The 14468-nt window shown below is 36.2% G+C and carries 10 protein-coding genes; 3 read left to right on the plus strand and 7 right to left on the minus strand.

What is annotated here, in order from left to right; translation table 11 throughout:
* Nucleotides 1–71: 71 nt before the first annotated feature.
* Nucleotides 72–3200, plus strand: coding sequence for a SusC/RagA family TonB-linked outer membrane protein (locus DSM03_RS07075; RefSeq protein WP_128761128.1), 3129 nt, complete (start codon nucleotides 72–74; stop codon nucleotides 3198–3200).
* Between the two features lie 10 nt (nucleotides 3201–3210).
* Nucleotides 3211–4869: a RagB/SusD family nutrient uptake outer membrane protein gene (locus DSM03_RS07080; protein WP_128761127.1), complete on the plus strand. Its 1659-nt coding sequence runs from the start codon at nucleotides 3211–3213 to the stop codon at nucleotides 4867–4869.
* Between the two features lie 119 nt (nucleotides 4870–4988).
* Here the strand turns inward: DSM03_RS07080 and DSM03_RS07085 are convergent, their stop codons facing one another.
* From DSM03_RS07085 to DSM03_RS07100, 4 genes are all read right to left on the minus strand, one after another.
* The gene (locus DSM03_RS07085; protein WP_128761126.1) at nucleotides 4989–5837 is read right to left on the minus strand and encodes an HAEPLYID family protein; all 849 of its coding nucleotides are present in this window, start codon (nucleotides 5835–5837) and stop codon (nucleotides 4989–4991) included.
* A 78-nt stretch (nucleotides 5838–5915) separates the two neighbouring features.
* Complete coding sequence (locus DSM03_RS07090; protein WP_128761125.1) at nucleotides 5916–6302, minus strand: hypothetical protein; 387 nt, start codon at nucleotides 6300–6302, stop codon at nucleotides 5916–5918.
* Between the two features lie 15 nt (nucleotides 6303–6317).
* On the minus strand, nucleotides 6318–9980 hold the full coding sequence (gene purL / locus DSM03_RS07095) for a phosphoribosylformylglycinamidine synthase (RefSeq protein WP_128761124.1): 3663 nt from the start codon (nucleotides 9978–9980) through the stop codon (nucleotides 6318–6320).
* 189 nt (nucleotides 9981–10169) lie between these two features.
* Nucleotides 10170–11390, minus strand: a complete 1221-nt coding sequence (locus DSM03_RS07100) for an RsmB/NOP family class I SAM-dependent RNA methyltransferase (RefSeq protein ID WP_128761123.1) — start codon at nucleotides 11388–11390, stop codon at nucleotides 10170–10172.
* A 78-nt stretch (nucleotides 11391–11468) separates the two neighbouring features.
* On the opposite strand from DSM03_RS07100, the gene DSM03_RS07105 reads away from it, so the two are divergent.
* Nucleotides 11469–12518 (plus strand): WD40/YVTN/BNR-like repeat-containing protein, encoded by a 1050-nt coding sequence (locus tag DSM03_RS07105; RefSeq protein ID WP_128761122.1) that lies wholly within the window; start codon nucleotides 11469–11471, stop codon nucleotides 12516–12518.
* 178 nt (nucleotides 12519–12696) lie between these two features.
* Here DSM03_RS07105 and DSM03_RS07110 read toward each other — a convergent pair whose 3' ends face one another.
* Genes DSM03_RS07110 through DSM03_RS07120 form a run of 3 tightly spaced genes read right to left on the minus strand, consistent with a single transcriptional unit; the run spans nucleotide 12697 to nucleotide 14207 of the window.
* Entirely contained in the window at nucleotides 12697–13146 is a 450-nt protein-coding gene (locus tag DSM03_RS07110; protein WP_128761121.1) for a hypothetical protein, read from the minus strand.
* 14 nt (nucleotides 13147–13160) lie between these two features.
* Nucleotides 13161–13658 (minus strand): hypothetical protein, encoded by a 498-nt coding sequence (locus tag DSM03_RS07115; RefSeq protein WP_128761120.1) that lies wholly within the window; start codon nucleotides 13656–13658, stop codon nucleotides 13161–13163.
* 30 nt (nucleotides 13659–13688) lie between these two features.
* On the minus strand, nucleotides 13689–14207 hold the full coding sequence (locus DSM03_RS07120; RefSeq protein WP_128761119.1) for an RNA polymerase sigma factor: 519 nt from the start codon (nucleotides 14205–14207) through the stop codon (nucleotides 13689–13691).
* Between the last annotated feature and the right edge of the window lie 261 nt (nucleotides 14208–14468).

The raw sequence follows: 14468 nt of genomic DNA on the forward strand, positions 1-14468 counted from the left end.
GTAGCTAGAGTTCTGATTTGGTTAATTTATTTCGAATGTTAATATTGCTTTAAATCTAAAAAACAAATTAAATGAATGTAAAAAAACTACTTGGAGTAGTCTTGGTATTTTTACTTGGATTACAACTTGGACTTGCACAGCAAAAAACTGTACAAGGTACAGTGACAACATCCGAAGATGGGCTTCCCTTACCGGGAGCATCAGTATTGGTTTCTGGTACAACCAGAGGAACGCAAACTGATTTTGATGGAAACTTTAGTATTTCAGCATCTGCTGATGAAACACTAATAATATCATATGTAGGTTTTAAAACTGTAAATAAGATTGTAGGTAATTCAAGTCAAATAACAATTGCCTTAGAACCAGATTCAGAATCATTAGATGAGGTTATTGTAACAGCTTATGGTACGAGTACAAAAGAGGCATTTACAGGTTCTGCTAATGTGGTTGGACAGGCAGAACTTGCGCAGAGAAACGTTACCTCGCCAATAGCCGCTATTGAAGGTAATGCAACAGGTGTTCAGTTTACTTCTGCTGCAGGCCCTGGAGCATCTCCTAATATTGTTATAAGAGGTGTTGGTACTTTAAACGGTGATACAGATCCTTTATATATTGTAGATGGTATACAATATGAAGGAGCATTAAATACTATAAATCAGGAGGATATCGAATCTTTGACGATTTTAAAAGATGCAGCTTCAACATCACTGTATGGATCACGTGCAGCAAATGGAGTTGTTATAATTACTACAAAGAGAGGTAAAAAAGGAGCATTAAAAGTAAATGCTTCAGCACAATCAGGATTTGTTACTAATAGTATTCCACAATATGACCAGTTATCTCCAGGGCAGTATTATGAAAATATGTGGGAAGCTCTAAAAAATTCTAGTGCTGGTGGAGGAGACCCACAATTTGCTAGTGATAATATTTATAGTCAGCTTGGATACAATCCATTTAATGTTCCTAATGATCAGATTGTAGATGCAAATGGACAATTAAACCCGAATGCTCAAGTTATTTATAAAAGTTTAGATTGGTTTGATGAATTACAACAAACAGGTTATAGAACTAATTATAATGTTAATGTTTCTGCTGGTGGAGAGGATCATACGGTGTTTTTCTCCGCATCGTATTTAGATGAAGAAAGTTATGTTGTTACATCAGGCTTTGATAGACTAACAGCAAGACTTAATGCAGATTTTGATGTAAGTGACAAAATAAAAATAGGAGGTAGTGCTAACATAGCACTTTCAGAAGCGCGAGGACCAAGTTCAGCAGGAAGTGGTAGTATAGTAAATCCATTTAGTTTTGCTCGAGGAATAGGTTCTATATATCCTGTCTTTGTAAATGATCTAGACGGAAATATTGTCTTAGATGATTTTGGCAACCGTGTTTTTGATAATGGAGAAGGATATTCAGAGTTTAATATAGGCTCAAGACCTGTAAATCAAGGTAGACATGCCCTTCAAGAATTACTTTTAAATAAAGAAAGTGATAAAGATAACACATATGGTTTTAGGTTTTTTGGTGAATGGGAAATTTTTGATGGACTTAGCATAAGACTTAATTATGGCCGAGATATAAACGAATTATTTGAAAGAGAGTATGAAAATGCCATTATTGGTGATGCGCAACCTGATGGAAGATTAAGTGAAGATCGCGGTAGGAGAGAAGTTGAAAACTTTAATCAGATTTTGACATTTCAAAAAAGTTTTGGAGATCATAATTTAGATATAACAGCTGGTCACGAAAGTTATAGTAGGTCAACTTCTAACTTAACAGGCTTAGCCACTTTACAAGCAGCAAATAGTATTTATGAATTTGCAAATTTCTCAAATATAGTTAGTCTGGGTGGTGCAACATTTGATAAAGGATTAGAGGGTTATTTTTTAAGAGCCAATTATAACTTTAAAAACAAATATTATTTAAGTGCTTCTGCAAGACGTGATGGCTCTTCTGTATTTCAAACAGATAGTAGATGGGGTAATTTTTACTCAGTAGGAACTTCTTGGCGTATCGATCAAGAGAATTTTATGAACAATGTTTCTTTTATAAATAAATTGAAACTTAGAGCTTCTTATGGAGAGGTTGGTAATGATGATCTTTTTGATAGTTATTTGTCTCAAGCTCGATTCTCAATAACTTCTAATGCAGGAAACCCAGCACTTTTATTTACAGATATAGGTAATGCTGCGTTACAATGGGAAACTACAGAGAACTTTGATGTTGCCTTAGAATTTGGACTATTTAATAATTTTTTAGACGGTTCTATTGAGTATTATAAGAAAAACTCAAGCGACCTACTCTATAATTTACCAATAGCCTTAAGTAATGGTTTAAATCAGGTTCCGGTAAATCTGGGGGATATGTATAACTCTGGATTTGAATTTGCTCTTACAAGTCATTTAATTAACAATAATGATTTTAGCTGGGATATTACATTACAAGCTTCAACTTTTAAAAATGAAATAACCAGTTTACCAGATCCATTTATTAATGGAAGTAAAAGATGGGTTGAGGGACGTTCTAGATATGACTTCTTCTTATTAAGAACTGCCGGAGTGGATCCAGATACTGGGGATCAACTTTTCCTTTTATATGAACAAGATGAAAATGGAGAAAGTGTACCCGTAATAGATGAAACTACAGGAGAAATAGCTACAACAAACGATTGGGAAGAAACAGAAAGAGCTTATACAGGAGATTCTTCTATTCCAGACCTTTTAGGATCTATATCCAATAATATAAGTTACAAAGGTTTTAATTTAAACTTTTTAATTACTTATGGAATAGGAGGTAAGGTGCTAGATAATGGTTATTCTTCTTTGATGCATAGTGGTTCTTATGGTAATTCCTTTCATACTGATATTCTCAATGCTTGGAGACAACCAGGGGATATCACAGATGTACCAAGGTTAGAGAATGGAAACGTTGATTTAGTACGCACACAGTCTGAAAGATTTTTAACCGATGCTTCTTTCTGGGCATTAAGAAACGTAAGCTTTGGTTATAATTTTGGAAATAGTGTATTAGACCCGTTAAGCTTAGATGCATTAAGAGTTTCTATAACGGGAGAGAATTTATACTTAAAAAGTAAAAGAAAAGGTTTAGATCCTCAGTACAATTTAGCAGGAACACCATCTGCTAATGATTTTTCACCATCAAGAATAGTGTCAATAGGTTTAAATCTATCATTTTAAAAAAACGATTATGAATAATAAAATAAAATATTTATTAATAGCATTGGTTACAATTCCAATACTATCTTGTCAAGAAGATTTTTTAGAAAGAACACCCACAGATGCCATATCTGCTGCAGATGCTTTAGCTAATGAAGATAATATGCAATTGGTGTTAAACGGTGTTCACAGAGGTTTGTTCTCTCAATCACAAACTGTATTCCCTGGCGGAGATAGTGGTAGAGCAAATAATCACTATTGGGTACCTCTCGGCGATAATCTAACAGGAGATTTGATTCACTCTGCAAATGCGAATAATTTGTCTTGGCGTTCGGCAATGCAGTGGAACGAGCATTCGCAGCCAACATCTCTTACATCTAGATTGTTATGGTATCACAGGTATAATATCATTCTCCACGCTAATTTATTAATTAACGAAATTGAAAGCGGAAGCTTAACAGAAACAGATGGTTTAAATACTATACTTGGTCAAGCATATACTTATAGAGCTTATGCTTATTTATCACTAGTACAACATTATGCTAAAGGTTACCTGATAGGAAATCCTTCAACAGATCCTGGGGTGCCATTGTTATACTCTTCAGAATCTCCTTTTACTAGTGAACCTAGATCTACAGTTCAAGAGATTTATGATCAAATAGGTGGTGACTTAGAAGCTGCTATTGCTGCTTTTGAAGCTGCAGGAGCAACTGATAGTGTTAGTGGAGCTAGTGCTAGTGAGAAATCACAATTAACCATTGATGTGGCGCAAGGTCTTAAGGCAAGATGGGCTCTTTCTAAAGGTGATTGGCAAACAGCAGCAGATGCTGCAGCAGAGGCTAGAATAGGTTATCCATTATTAGATGAGAGTGGCTGGAAATCAGGTTTTAACACTAATGAGCTTTCAGAAGTAATGTGGGGAAGTAATGTGATCTCTACTGAAACCACATTTTTCAGAGCCTATTTTTATTTGGCTAGTAATACATTTAATGGTAGTCAAATTAGAAATAATCCAAAAATTGCAGATAGAAGGTTAGTAGATGCAATACCGGATTCTGATTATAGAAAGGATGTGTTTTTACCTGATGCACCTAATACAAATACTTCAGCTTCAAATGGAGAAGGTGGATGGGATAATAATACAAACCCAAAATATTCAACTGAAGAAGAGTTTGATGCTGCTACAGATAGTATTAAGTCTGTATATGGTCTAGTAAGTGGTCATAATTTGCACCCCTATATGCATTTTAAGTTGAAGCAAGCTAATCCGGGTTCTACAGATCCAGATGATATCATATATATGCGTTCTTCAGAAATGTATCTCATTGAAGCGGAAGCTGAGTTGATGATGAATAATTTAGGTGCAGCAAAGCAGGCATTGCAACCTCTTGCTGAGGCTAGAAATTCAGAATGGGATATGGATGATTATGCTACTGAAGGCGAATTTTTTGAGCATCTAAAATTTCAATGGCGTGTAGAGATGTGGGGTGAAGGTTTTGGATACACTAACCATATCAGATGGGATGAAGGAGTAGATCATGCCGCTGACGGTGGGTCTGGCGCATCTGAAGTTCTTTACCAACAGTCTTATCAAATTGATAAACCATCGGTAAATGACGATTGGGTCTTTAAAATTCCACAGGCAGAGATTGATGCTAATCCTAATCTGGGTCCTGGAGATCAAAACTAAAAACCTCTTTTTTTAAAGTTAAAAACCCTCGTTATTTTATAACGGGGGTTTTTTAATTTATACTAAGTGTTAAGTTAAATGAAAGATTTTCGCCTGTACTATTTCTAAAGATAAATTAACTAATATCTAGGTTCATAAATTAATCGCAAAAAGGAACTAAAACGTTCTGTCTCGCGGTTTATAGGAATTCCTGTAACAATACCTATTAGTAAATTGTGAGCTATATCTAAACGTAGTTGAGGTCTAATAGTCATGTCAAAATCTCCTTGGTTAAACTCCTTATTAAATTCAAGACCGATAAAATTTCGGGTTCCAGAAATCATGTAGTGAATATTGCTGTTGATTTGCCAGCTGGTTTGCATAGCACCATTATTAAAATGATGAGCGATAGCAGGCCCGGTATAGATTAAACTGTGAAAATTAGAACCCAGGCGTTTGGCAGCAATAAAAAATGGATTATAGATGTTACCAGTAAATAGCTTACCCGAACCATAATTATTAAAATCAGTAAGCTCAAATTCTTGAATGTATCCAAATGCCATACTTGTTTTATATCTATCTGAGACCCAAAAAGTATATTGGCCAGCAATTTTCACACTATTCAGTTTATTTCCGGGAGCGTTAGCACTATTACCCACAGGGTAATGTAACGAAAATGGCAGCTCAATTTCTAACCCCAATCGGTCTGCAGGAGCCCATTCATATTCTACTAAAGCCAGATATTCGTCATATTGATCCCGATCTGTCAGTCCAAGGCCAACATTCCATTCTTTTTCACCTTTGCGAGCTCCTAAATCCCGAATTAAATCAATATATAAGGGTTCAGCATGGAGAATTTTTAAAGGTTCTTTAGTGTCTTCTATTTCAGAAATGTATAGGCTGTCTTTTATAGCATTGCTCTCAGAATCCTGAGCATGGATATAATTAGAAAGTACTGAAACGATCAGTACTAGTTGTAATACTTTCATCTTAATTTGTTTAATGAATTATTTAAATAAGGAAATGCACCTCAATTGCTGAGGTGTAATTACTGAAGAAAAAACAAATTAAGATTGGGGTGGGGGAGCGTCGATTACCAGATACGCTACTTTATAAAAATCATCAGAACAATAAGTTAACTGGTGATTGAGCGCTAAAAAAATATGGTTTTCCTTGGAGTAATGATCATCGAAGATGAAATAATCCAGACTAAACGGGGACTTACCTGAGTTGTGTTTTTCTGAATCTGCATCGTCCTGTTCGGGGATCACGTCGCCAAGATCCAAAACCTGTTCAACAACTAACTCAATAATACTTTCCTGATCATTGATATTAAGATTTTCAGGGGTGTTTTTGCTGAAATCCGGACTGTCAACACAAATGTTTAAAACATAGAGAGCCATAAGCAGCCAAAACCTACGTATATAAAAATGATGAGACCCGAATTTCAGCATATAATCAGTACTGATTTAGTTCTTCTTTTTCTCAATCCACTTACGTGCATTTTCAAAAGCTTCAATCCATGGGCTAACCTCGTCTTTGCGACCTTTTGGGTAATTTGCCCAATTCCACTGAAATATAGAACGTTCAATATGTGGCATGGTTACTAAGTGCCGTCCGGTTTTATCAGTCATCATTGCTGTATTATAACTACTTCCGTTAGGATTAGCCGGATAGGCATCATAACCGTATTTTGCTATAATATTGTAATGCTTTTCACTAAGTGGAAGTTCAAATTTTCCTTCTCCATGAGAAATCCATACGCCTAATGACGCTCCTTCTAATGTAGAAAGCATCACAGAATCATTCTTTTCAATTTTTACACTTGTAAAACCACTCTCGTGTTTATGCGAATCGTTATGCAGCATTTTAGGCTTTTGATCATGTTCTGGATTAATCAGATCGAGTTCAACAAAAAGCTGACAACCGTTACAGATACCTACTGAAAGTGTATCTGGCCGTGCAAAGAATTTTTTTAATGCAGTATTGGCTTTCTCATTGTATAAAAATGCACCAGCCCAACCTTTTGCAGAACCTAAAACGTCTGAATTGGAGAAGCCACCCACAGCACCTATAAACTGAATATCTTCTAACGTTTCACGACCGCTGATCAAATCAGTCATATGTACGTCTTTTACATCAAAACCGGCGAGATACATGGCATTTGCCATTTCGCGTTCAGAATTACTTCCTTTTTCACGTAAAATAGCAGCTTTAGGTCTTGGTTTAGAAGTGTCGATTGCAGGTTTTATTCCTGTAAAATGCTTCGGAAATTCAAATTTTAAATCTTGCTTATCAAAGTTTTGGTAACGATCTTCAGCAAGATTATTAGCAGTTTGTTTCTGATCTAATAAATACGAAGTTTCAAACCACTTTCTGCGTAACGAAGGAATGTTTAAACCAATTTCAACAGATCCTTGTTTAATTAAAAGTTCGTCAGAATTAGTTGCTGTTCCTAATTTGTAAAACTGAATATCATTTTCTGCGAACGCATTTTCAACTGCTGTATCATCAGTAGCTTGAATAACGATTCCGGTATTCTCTGCAAATAATATTTTGATAATGTCTTGCTCAGCAAAAGCAGAAAAATCAACAGAAGCGCCTAGTTTATTTTCAGCAAAACACAATTCAAGAAGTGTGGTAATCAATCCGCCTGAAGCCACATCATGACCGGCAGCGATGAGATCACTTTTGATTAGATTTTGTACAAGGTCAAAGGTTTTTCCGAAAGCAGCATTGTTTTTAATGCTTGGTGATTCCATACCTACTTTATTCTGTATCTGGGCAAAAGAAGAACCACCAAGTTTAAACCCATCCTGAGATAGATTTAAATAGTAAATTGATCCTGCGTCAGTATTTAGAACAGGCTCTACAACACGATTAATATCACTACAGTTTCCGGCAGCTGAAATAATCACTGTTCCTGGAGCAAGCACATCTCCTTCAGGATATTTCTGCTTCATCGAAAGCGAGTCTTTTCCTGTAGGTACATTGATTCCTAAATCAATTGCAAATTCAGAAACTGCCTCTACTGCTTCATATAAGCGTGCATCTTCACCTACGTTATTACACGGCCACATCCAGTTTGCAGAAAGAGAAACCGACTTTAATCCTTTTTCTAAAGGAGCCCAAACTAAGTTTGTTAATGCTTCTGCTATACTGTTTTTACTTCCGGCAACGGGATCAATCAATCCACTTACAGGAGAATGACCTATCGAAGTTGCGATTCCGTTTTTTGATTTAAAATCAAGAGCCATCACTCCGACGTTATTCAGTGGAATTTGTAAGCTTCCCACACATTGTTGCTTAGCTACGCGGCCACCTACACAACGGTCAACTTTATTGGTTAACCAGTCTTTACTTGCAACAGCTTCAAGCTGCAATACGTTTTCTAAATACTCGTGGAAGTTTTCTAAGGAGTACGAAACATCGCTATAAATGCGGTGTATTTTAGAATCAACCATTACAGTTTTTGGTGAACTGCCAAACATATCATCCATCGCTAGATCCATAGGTGCTGCACCTGTGGTAGCTGATTTAAATGTGAACCTGTGATCTCCTGTAACATCACCCACTTCATATATTGGTGAGCGCTCACGATCAGAAATCGCTTTTAATGTTTTTAATTGGTTAGCACCGATCACAAGTCCCATGCGTTCTTGTGATTCATTACCTATAATTTCTTTAGCAGAAAGGGTAGGGTCACCCACTGGCAATTTATCAAGGTCAATCAATCCGCCAGTTTCTTCAACCAATTCAGAAAGACAGTTTAAATGACCACCAGCACCGTGATCGTGAATAGAAACGATGGTATTCTCATCACTTTCTACCATTCCTCGGATAGCATTAGCAGCACGTTTTTGCATCTCTGGGTTAGAACGCTGTATTGCGTTCAGTTCAATCCCTGAGCTAAAAGCACCGGTATCTGCTGAAGAAACAGCAGCTCCACCCATACCTATTCGATAATTGTCACCTCCCAGAATTACAATCTTATCTCCGGTTTCTGGTTTTTCTTTTAAAGCCTGTTCTTTTTTACCATAGCCTATACCACCAGCTTGCATAATTACTTTGTCAAAACCCAGTTTGCGACCAGCTTCATCGTGCTCAAAAGTTAATACTGATCCAGCGATTAAAGGTTGACCAAATTTGTTTCCAAAATCTGAAGCTCCATTAGAAGCTTTGATCAAAATATCAATTGGGGTTTGATACAACCATTTGCGAGCAGGCATTGCATCTTCCCATGGGCGATCTTCTTTAAGTCTTGAGTAGGCCGTCATATAAACAGCAGTTCCTGCTAACGGAAGCGAACCTTGACCACCAGCCAGACGATCTCTAATCTCACCCCCGGCACCGGTTGCGGCACCGTTAAAAGGCTCTACAGTAGTAGGGAAGTTGTGTGTCTCTGCTTTAAGAGAAAGCACACTTTCAAATTCTTTTTCGGTATAAAAATCAGGTTTGTCAGCGGTTTCAGGCGCAAACTGAGTTGCTTTAGGACCTTTTATAAACGCAACATTATCTTTGTAAGCCGAAACAATTTCGTTAGGATTTTCTTCGGAAGTTTTACGAATCATTTTGAAGAGGGAAGAAGGCATCGTTTTCCCGTCTATCACAAAAGTTCCGTTGAAAATTTTATGGCGGCAATGCTCTGAATTCACCTGACTGAAACCAAATACTTCAGAGTCAGTTAATGGGCGGCCAATGCGCGCAGCAACACCTTTTAAGTAGGCGACCTCTTCCTCGTTTAGCGCTAATCCTTCCTGCTTATTATATGCCTGAATATCTTCAATGGCTTTGATAGCTTCGGGCTGAATATTTATTGTGAAAATCTCCTGATCAAGCTTTGTATATTCCTGAGAAAGCATCGGGTCAAATTCGGCTTCACCTGCTACGAATTCCTCAATTCTTATAATGCCTTCTACACCCATATTCTGAGTGATCTCAACCGCATTGGTACTCCACGGTGTTATCATTGTAGCACGGGGACCAATAAAAAAAGCGTCAATTGCAGACGCTTGTATTTTAGGCTGGTTGCCAAAAAGCCAAATGAGCTTATTTGTAGTTTCTTCTGAAAGTTCAGCGGTAGCTTGAACTGCGTAAATTTTGCTGTCTTGTGAACCGAAAAAATGAATCATAGTGATTTTGCTAAGAAGCCACAAATTTAATGATTTTTAACGGTTAGAAATAGCATTGTAATCAAACAAATTCACAGATATAGTAATCTGTTTGTTGATAAGTAAATATTGAAAAAAGTATATTTTTTTAACAATAAACCCCATAACGTTTAAACGTTATGGAGTTATAAATCAAAATATTCTATACAATTAAGCTTCTTTATTTTTCTTAATCATCAAGCACATGTAAAAACCGTCGTAGCCGCTCTCACTAGAGAGCACCGTTTTTTGTTTTTCTATACTAAAATCTCTTCCTTCTTCGGTCTTTAAAAATTTCTTTACTTGTTCTTGATTTTCAGAAGGTAATATAGAACAGGTTGCATAAACCATTTTTCCGCCTGGCTTCACCATTTTAGAATAATCAACTAAAATACTTTGTTGGGTAGCTTTGATTTTTTCTACAAATTCTGGTTGCAATTTCCACTTCGCGTCAGGGTTACGACTTAAAACACCAAGTCCTGTACACGGCGCATCTATCAATACACGATCTGCCGAATTGTGTAATTTTTTTACAACTTTAGTAGAGTCGATCACTCGAGTTTCTATATTAAAAGCGCCTGCACGACGTGCACGTCGTTTAAGCTCTTTCAGTTTATTTCCGTAGATATCCAGAGCGATAAGCTGCCCTTTATTATCCATTTGTGCAGCCAAGTGCAAGGTTTTGCCACCAGCACCTGCACAGGCATCTACAACACGCATCCCCGGTTCAACGCCTAATAATGGAGCGACCAGCTGAGAAGAAGCATCCTGAACTTCAAACAATCCATTTTTAAAGGCTTCAGTAGTAAACACGTTACCGCGTTCCTGAAGCTGTAGTGCATCTTTATAAGGTTTTATGTTTTCGGTCTCGTGACCTTCTTCAGATAGTGCCGTTTGTAATGAACCAATGTCTCCCTTTAAACGGTTTACTCTTAATACAACCGGTGCTTGCTGGTTGAGTGCGGCAATCTCTGCATCCCATTTTGCTCCTAATTCTTCAGCTCCTAATTCATCTAACCAGTCTGGTATAGACTCTCTGTATTTACGAGTATTTGACAACTCATCAAAACGACCTTTAATTCTTCTTGTAGGCGTTTCTTCAAACTGGGGCCAGTCTGGTAATTTAATTCCGCGTAGGGTACACCATACCGCAAATAGTCGCCACAGATCTTTACGTTCAAAAGGTTCTTTTACATCAGCAATTTCTGCATAGAGCCTTTTCCACCTTACAATATCATAAGTGGTTTCGGCAATAAAGCTGCGGTCACGAGAACCCCAGCGCTTATCGCGCTTGAGTTGTTTTGAAATGACCTTGTCAGCATAGCCACCTTCATTAAAAATTTCGATTAAACCGTCTATGACAGCAAAAACCAGATTGCGATGTAAACGCATAAAAATTTGTTTTTAAAATGCGCGCAAAGGTACAGGATTAAAAAGGAATAGTTTTAAATTCCCCAAAATTTTAAAATTATGTATAAATCAGTTGTTTTACTCAGCTTATTGGCTTTGGTGAGTTGTGGTGAGAAGTCTGCGGAAAAGAACCAAAAATCAGGACCTATTACCGCAATTACTGTAGAACCTATTTATAGCGATAGTGTAAGCATACGTACGCTTGATATTCTAGATGATGGTAGTGTTGCATTTGCAGGAAATAACGGTAAATATGGTTTGTATAATACGCAAACCAAAAAATGGAGTACTAATGTTTTAAAGACTGATACACTAGTACCTAGCTTTAGAGCTATTGCGCACACAGCTACAGACTTTTTTATGCTGAGTATCGCAAACCCAGCTTTGCTTTATAAAACGGGTGATAACGGTCAAATGCAATTGGTTTATGAAGAGGTAGGACCGAAGGTATTTTACGATTCTATGAAGTTCTGGGACGACAAAGAGGGGATTGCGATGGGAGATCCTACAGAAAATTGCCTGTCAATCTTAATTACTCGTGACGGCGGATCAAGTTGGTCAAAAATTTCGTGTGATAATTTACCCGAAGCAAGCGAAGGTGCTTTTGCTGCAAGTAATACCAATATCGCTGTATATGGTGATGATGCTTGGATTATAACAGGAGGAATGAAATCTCGCGTTTTTCATACCGGTGATCGAGGAGAAAGTTGGGAGGTTATTGAAACTCCATTAAAACAAGGGGAACCAACCTTTGGCGGATATTCTGTAGATTTCTACAATGAGGAAATTGGTTTTATTATAGGTGGAGATTATTTAGATCAAGAAGGAAATTCAGGTAATAAAGCCTTATCAACAGATGGTGGTAAAACCTGGACATTAGTTGCAGATGGCAAAGAGCCTAATCACCGCAGCTGCGTACAATTTGTTCCTGGTCGGGGAGGAGATGAACTCGTAGCAACCGGTGCTAATGGCGTGAGTTATAGTAGCGATAAAGGAAAAAGCTGGGCAAAGCTAACTGACGAAGGTTTTTATGTATTGAAGTTTGTAAACGATACGTTAGCCTACGCAGCTGGAACCAATAAAGTAGCAAAGCTAAAATTTAAGCGGTAGTTATAATTTTTGATTTACTCGATAATCGAGATTTAAATGCTTTGAGACTTGTCTTGTTCTAAAATGTATTGTTCAGATTAATGCTTTGCGGGATTGTCCCGGTATACTAGCTAAATAAAAATGCAGCTCCTATGTGAGCTGCATTTTTGTTTTAACGCTAATTAAAGATTTATTTAAACTACTTATTATTTTTACGCTTCTTGTATTCTTCCCATAATTTCTTCCCAAACTTATGTTCTGCTTCTGGAAGGAAAACCATTTTTGAAGCGGGTAATTTTTTTGATAAATCATCCATCAACTCGCTCTCTAGCTGATACTTTCTTTTTATAATGTCTTTATATTCAGTCATGAATTTTTCAGATTCTTTTTCAGAAAGGTTGTTTTTAGAACCTGATTCTGAAAATTTCTCTTGAAATAAAGCACGTTCACGAATTCGCAAATCGTTCATAGCATTATCATAAACATTATAAATAGGCCAAAATTTTTCAGCTTCAGCTGGGGTCAATTCTAACTCTTCAGTTAAAAAAGGAACTTTTAATGCTTTTATATGTTCGTGTCTGTCTTTTTTCTGTGCATTTAAAGAAAAGCTTAAGCCTAGAACTAATAATATAATTATGTTTTTCATCATCGTTTTTCTAAAATTTATTGGTCAGCTAATGAACTCTGAATAATGTCTTGATCTACGTATTCATAAATGATATCATCAGTAACGACCTGATCATCAAAAATAGAGGTATTGTTCTCTATAGTACTCAATTCTTCTGCTGAAAAGTAATCTTGAAGACGCTCTTCATCTTCAAAGAAGTTCTCTAGACTTGTAATACTCAGAGAGTCAAATTCCATCTCTTTATCAATAGGGTTTACCACATAAAAAAGGAGTAAGAGTACAGCTGCAATAGCCGCAGCACTACCTATAACTGTTTTAAAGTTATAATTAACTAGTTTGCCTTGTGGCTTATTTAATTGAATTATTGTTTTTTCTACCTGATCAAAATAATTTTCAGGTACTTTAAATCCGTCGCTTTTTTTAGGGAAAAGCTGGTGAAATTTAAGTTCAGTCATCAGGCGCTCATCAAAAGACTCAAAATAGCCTTGAGGTACGTCAAACTGTTTATGTTTATTTTCTTTTTCGCTTTTCATTATTTTTAGACTTAATTAATTCTAAAAGGTTTAATTGTCTGTAACGTATTCGGTTATCTTTTTAACAGCATAATGGTAATTTGCTTTGAGTGCTCCTTCTGAGGTACCTAGTATTTCTGAAATCTCATTGTATTGCAACTCATCAAAGTATTTCATCACAAAAACCTGTTTTTGTTTTGTAGGTAAAGTATCTATTGCCTTTTGTAATTTTAACTGCGCTTCGTCTCCATTAAAATAAGGGTCACTGACTAAATTAGTAACTAAACTTTCATGTAAATCTTCATTGCTAAGATGAGTCGTGCGATTCCTTTTATTAATAAAAGTAAGGGTTTCATTAGTTGCAATTCGATATAACCACGTATAGACCTGACTATCTCCTTGAAAATTATTTAAGTTCTTAAATACTTTTATAAAGGTATTCTGAAGCACATCATCTGCATCTTCATGTGAGATAACCATACGTCGTATGTGCCAGTACAAACGTTCTTTGTACTCGCTAACCAGGTCTTCAAACTTTAGACTTACGTTATGATCTTCTATACTATTCAAAAAAAATCTTCTTGTTAACTCTACTTATTTTAAGAGATTGAATACTTGCATAATATTAAGACTGGGTCTTTGTTGAAAGGTTTAATCTTAGATTATATAAAATATAGTTAAATATAAAATTCAAAGATTAGTAGCCTAAATTAGTTTTAAGATATTATATTTTTAAACTCAATAAAAACGATTAAAAACATATTTAATATGATAAAATACACAAATTAGTTGTTTTTAATAAATATTGCATTTATATTTGAAACGTGTTTA

This window comes from Leeuwenhoekiella aestuarii (genome assembly GCF_004104055.1).
Classification (GTDB): Bacteria; Bacteroidota; Bacteroidia; order Flavobacteriales; family Flavobacteriaceae; genus Leeuwenhoekiella; species Leeuwenhoekiella aestuarii.

Coding starts and splice junctions, on each gene's coding strand:
- DSM03_RS07115 (WP_128761120.1), bottom strand. CDS start 13,658: ATGAAAAGCGAAAAAGAAAATAAACATAAACAGTTTGACGTACCTCAA.
- DSM03_RS07110 (WP_128761121.1), bottom strand. CDS start 13,146: ATGATGAAAAACATAATTATATTATTAGTTCTAGGCTTAAGCTTTTCT.
- DSM03_RS07085 (WP_128761126.1), bottom strand. CDS start 5,837: ATGAAAGTATTACAACTAGTACTGATCGTTTCAGTACTTTCTAATTAT.
- DSM03_RS07100 (WP_128761123.1), bottom strand. CDS start 11,390: ATGCGTTTACATCGCAATCTGGTTTTTGCTGTCATAGACGGTTTAATC.
- DSM03_RS07080 (WP_128761127.1), top strand. CDS start 3,211: ATGAATAATAAAATAAAATATTTATTAATAGCATTGGTTACAATTCCA.
- DSM03_RS07075 (WP_128761128.1), top strand. CDS start 72: ATGAATGTAAAAAAACTACTTGGAGTAGTCTTGGTATTTTTACTTGGA.
- DSM03_RS07105 (WP_128761122.1), top strand. CDS start 11,469: ATGTATAAATCAGTTGTTTTACTCAGCTTATTGGCTTTGGTGAGTTGT.
- DSM03_RS07090 (WP_128761125.1), bottom strand. CDS start 6,302: ATGCTGAAATTCGGGTCTCATCATTTTTATATACGTAGGTTTTGGCTG.
- purL (WP_128761124.1), bottom strand. CDS start 9,980: ATGATTCATTTTTTCGGTTCACAAGACAGCAAAATTTACGCAGTTCAA.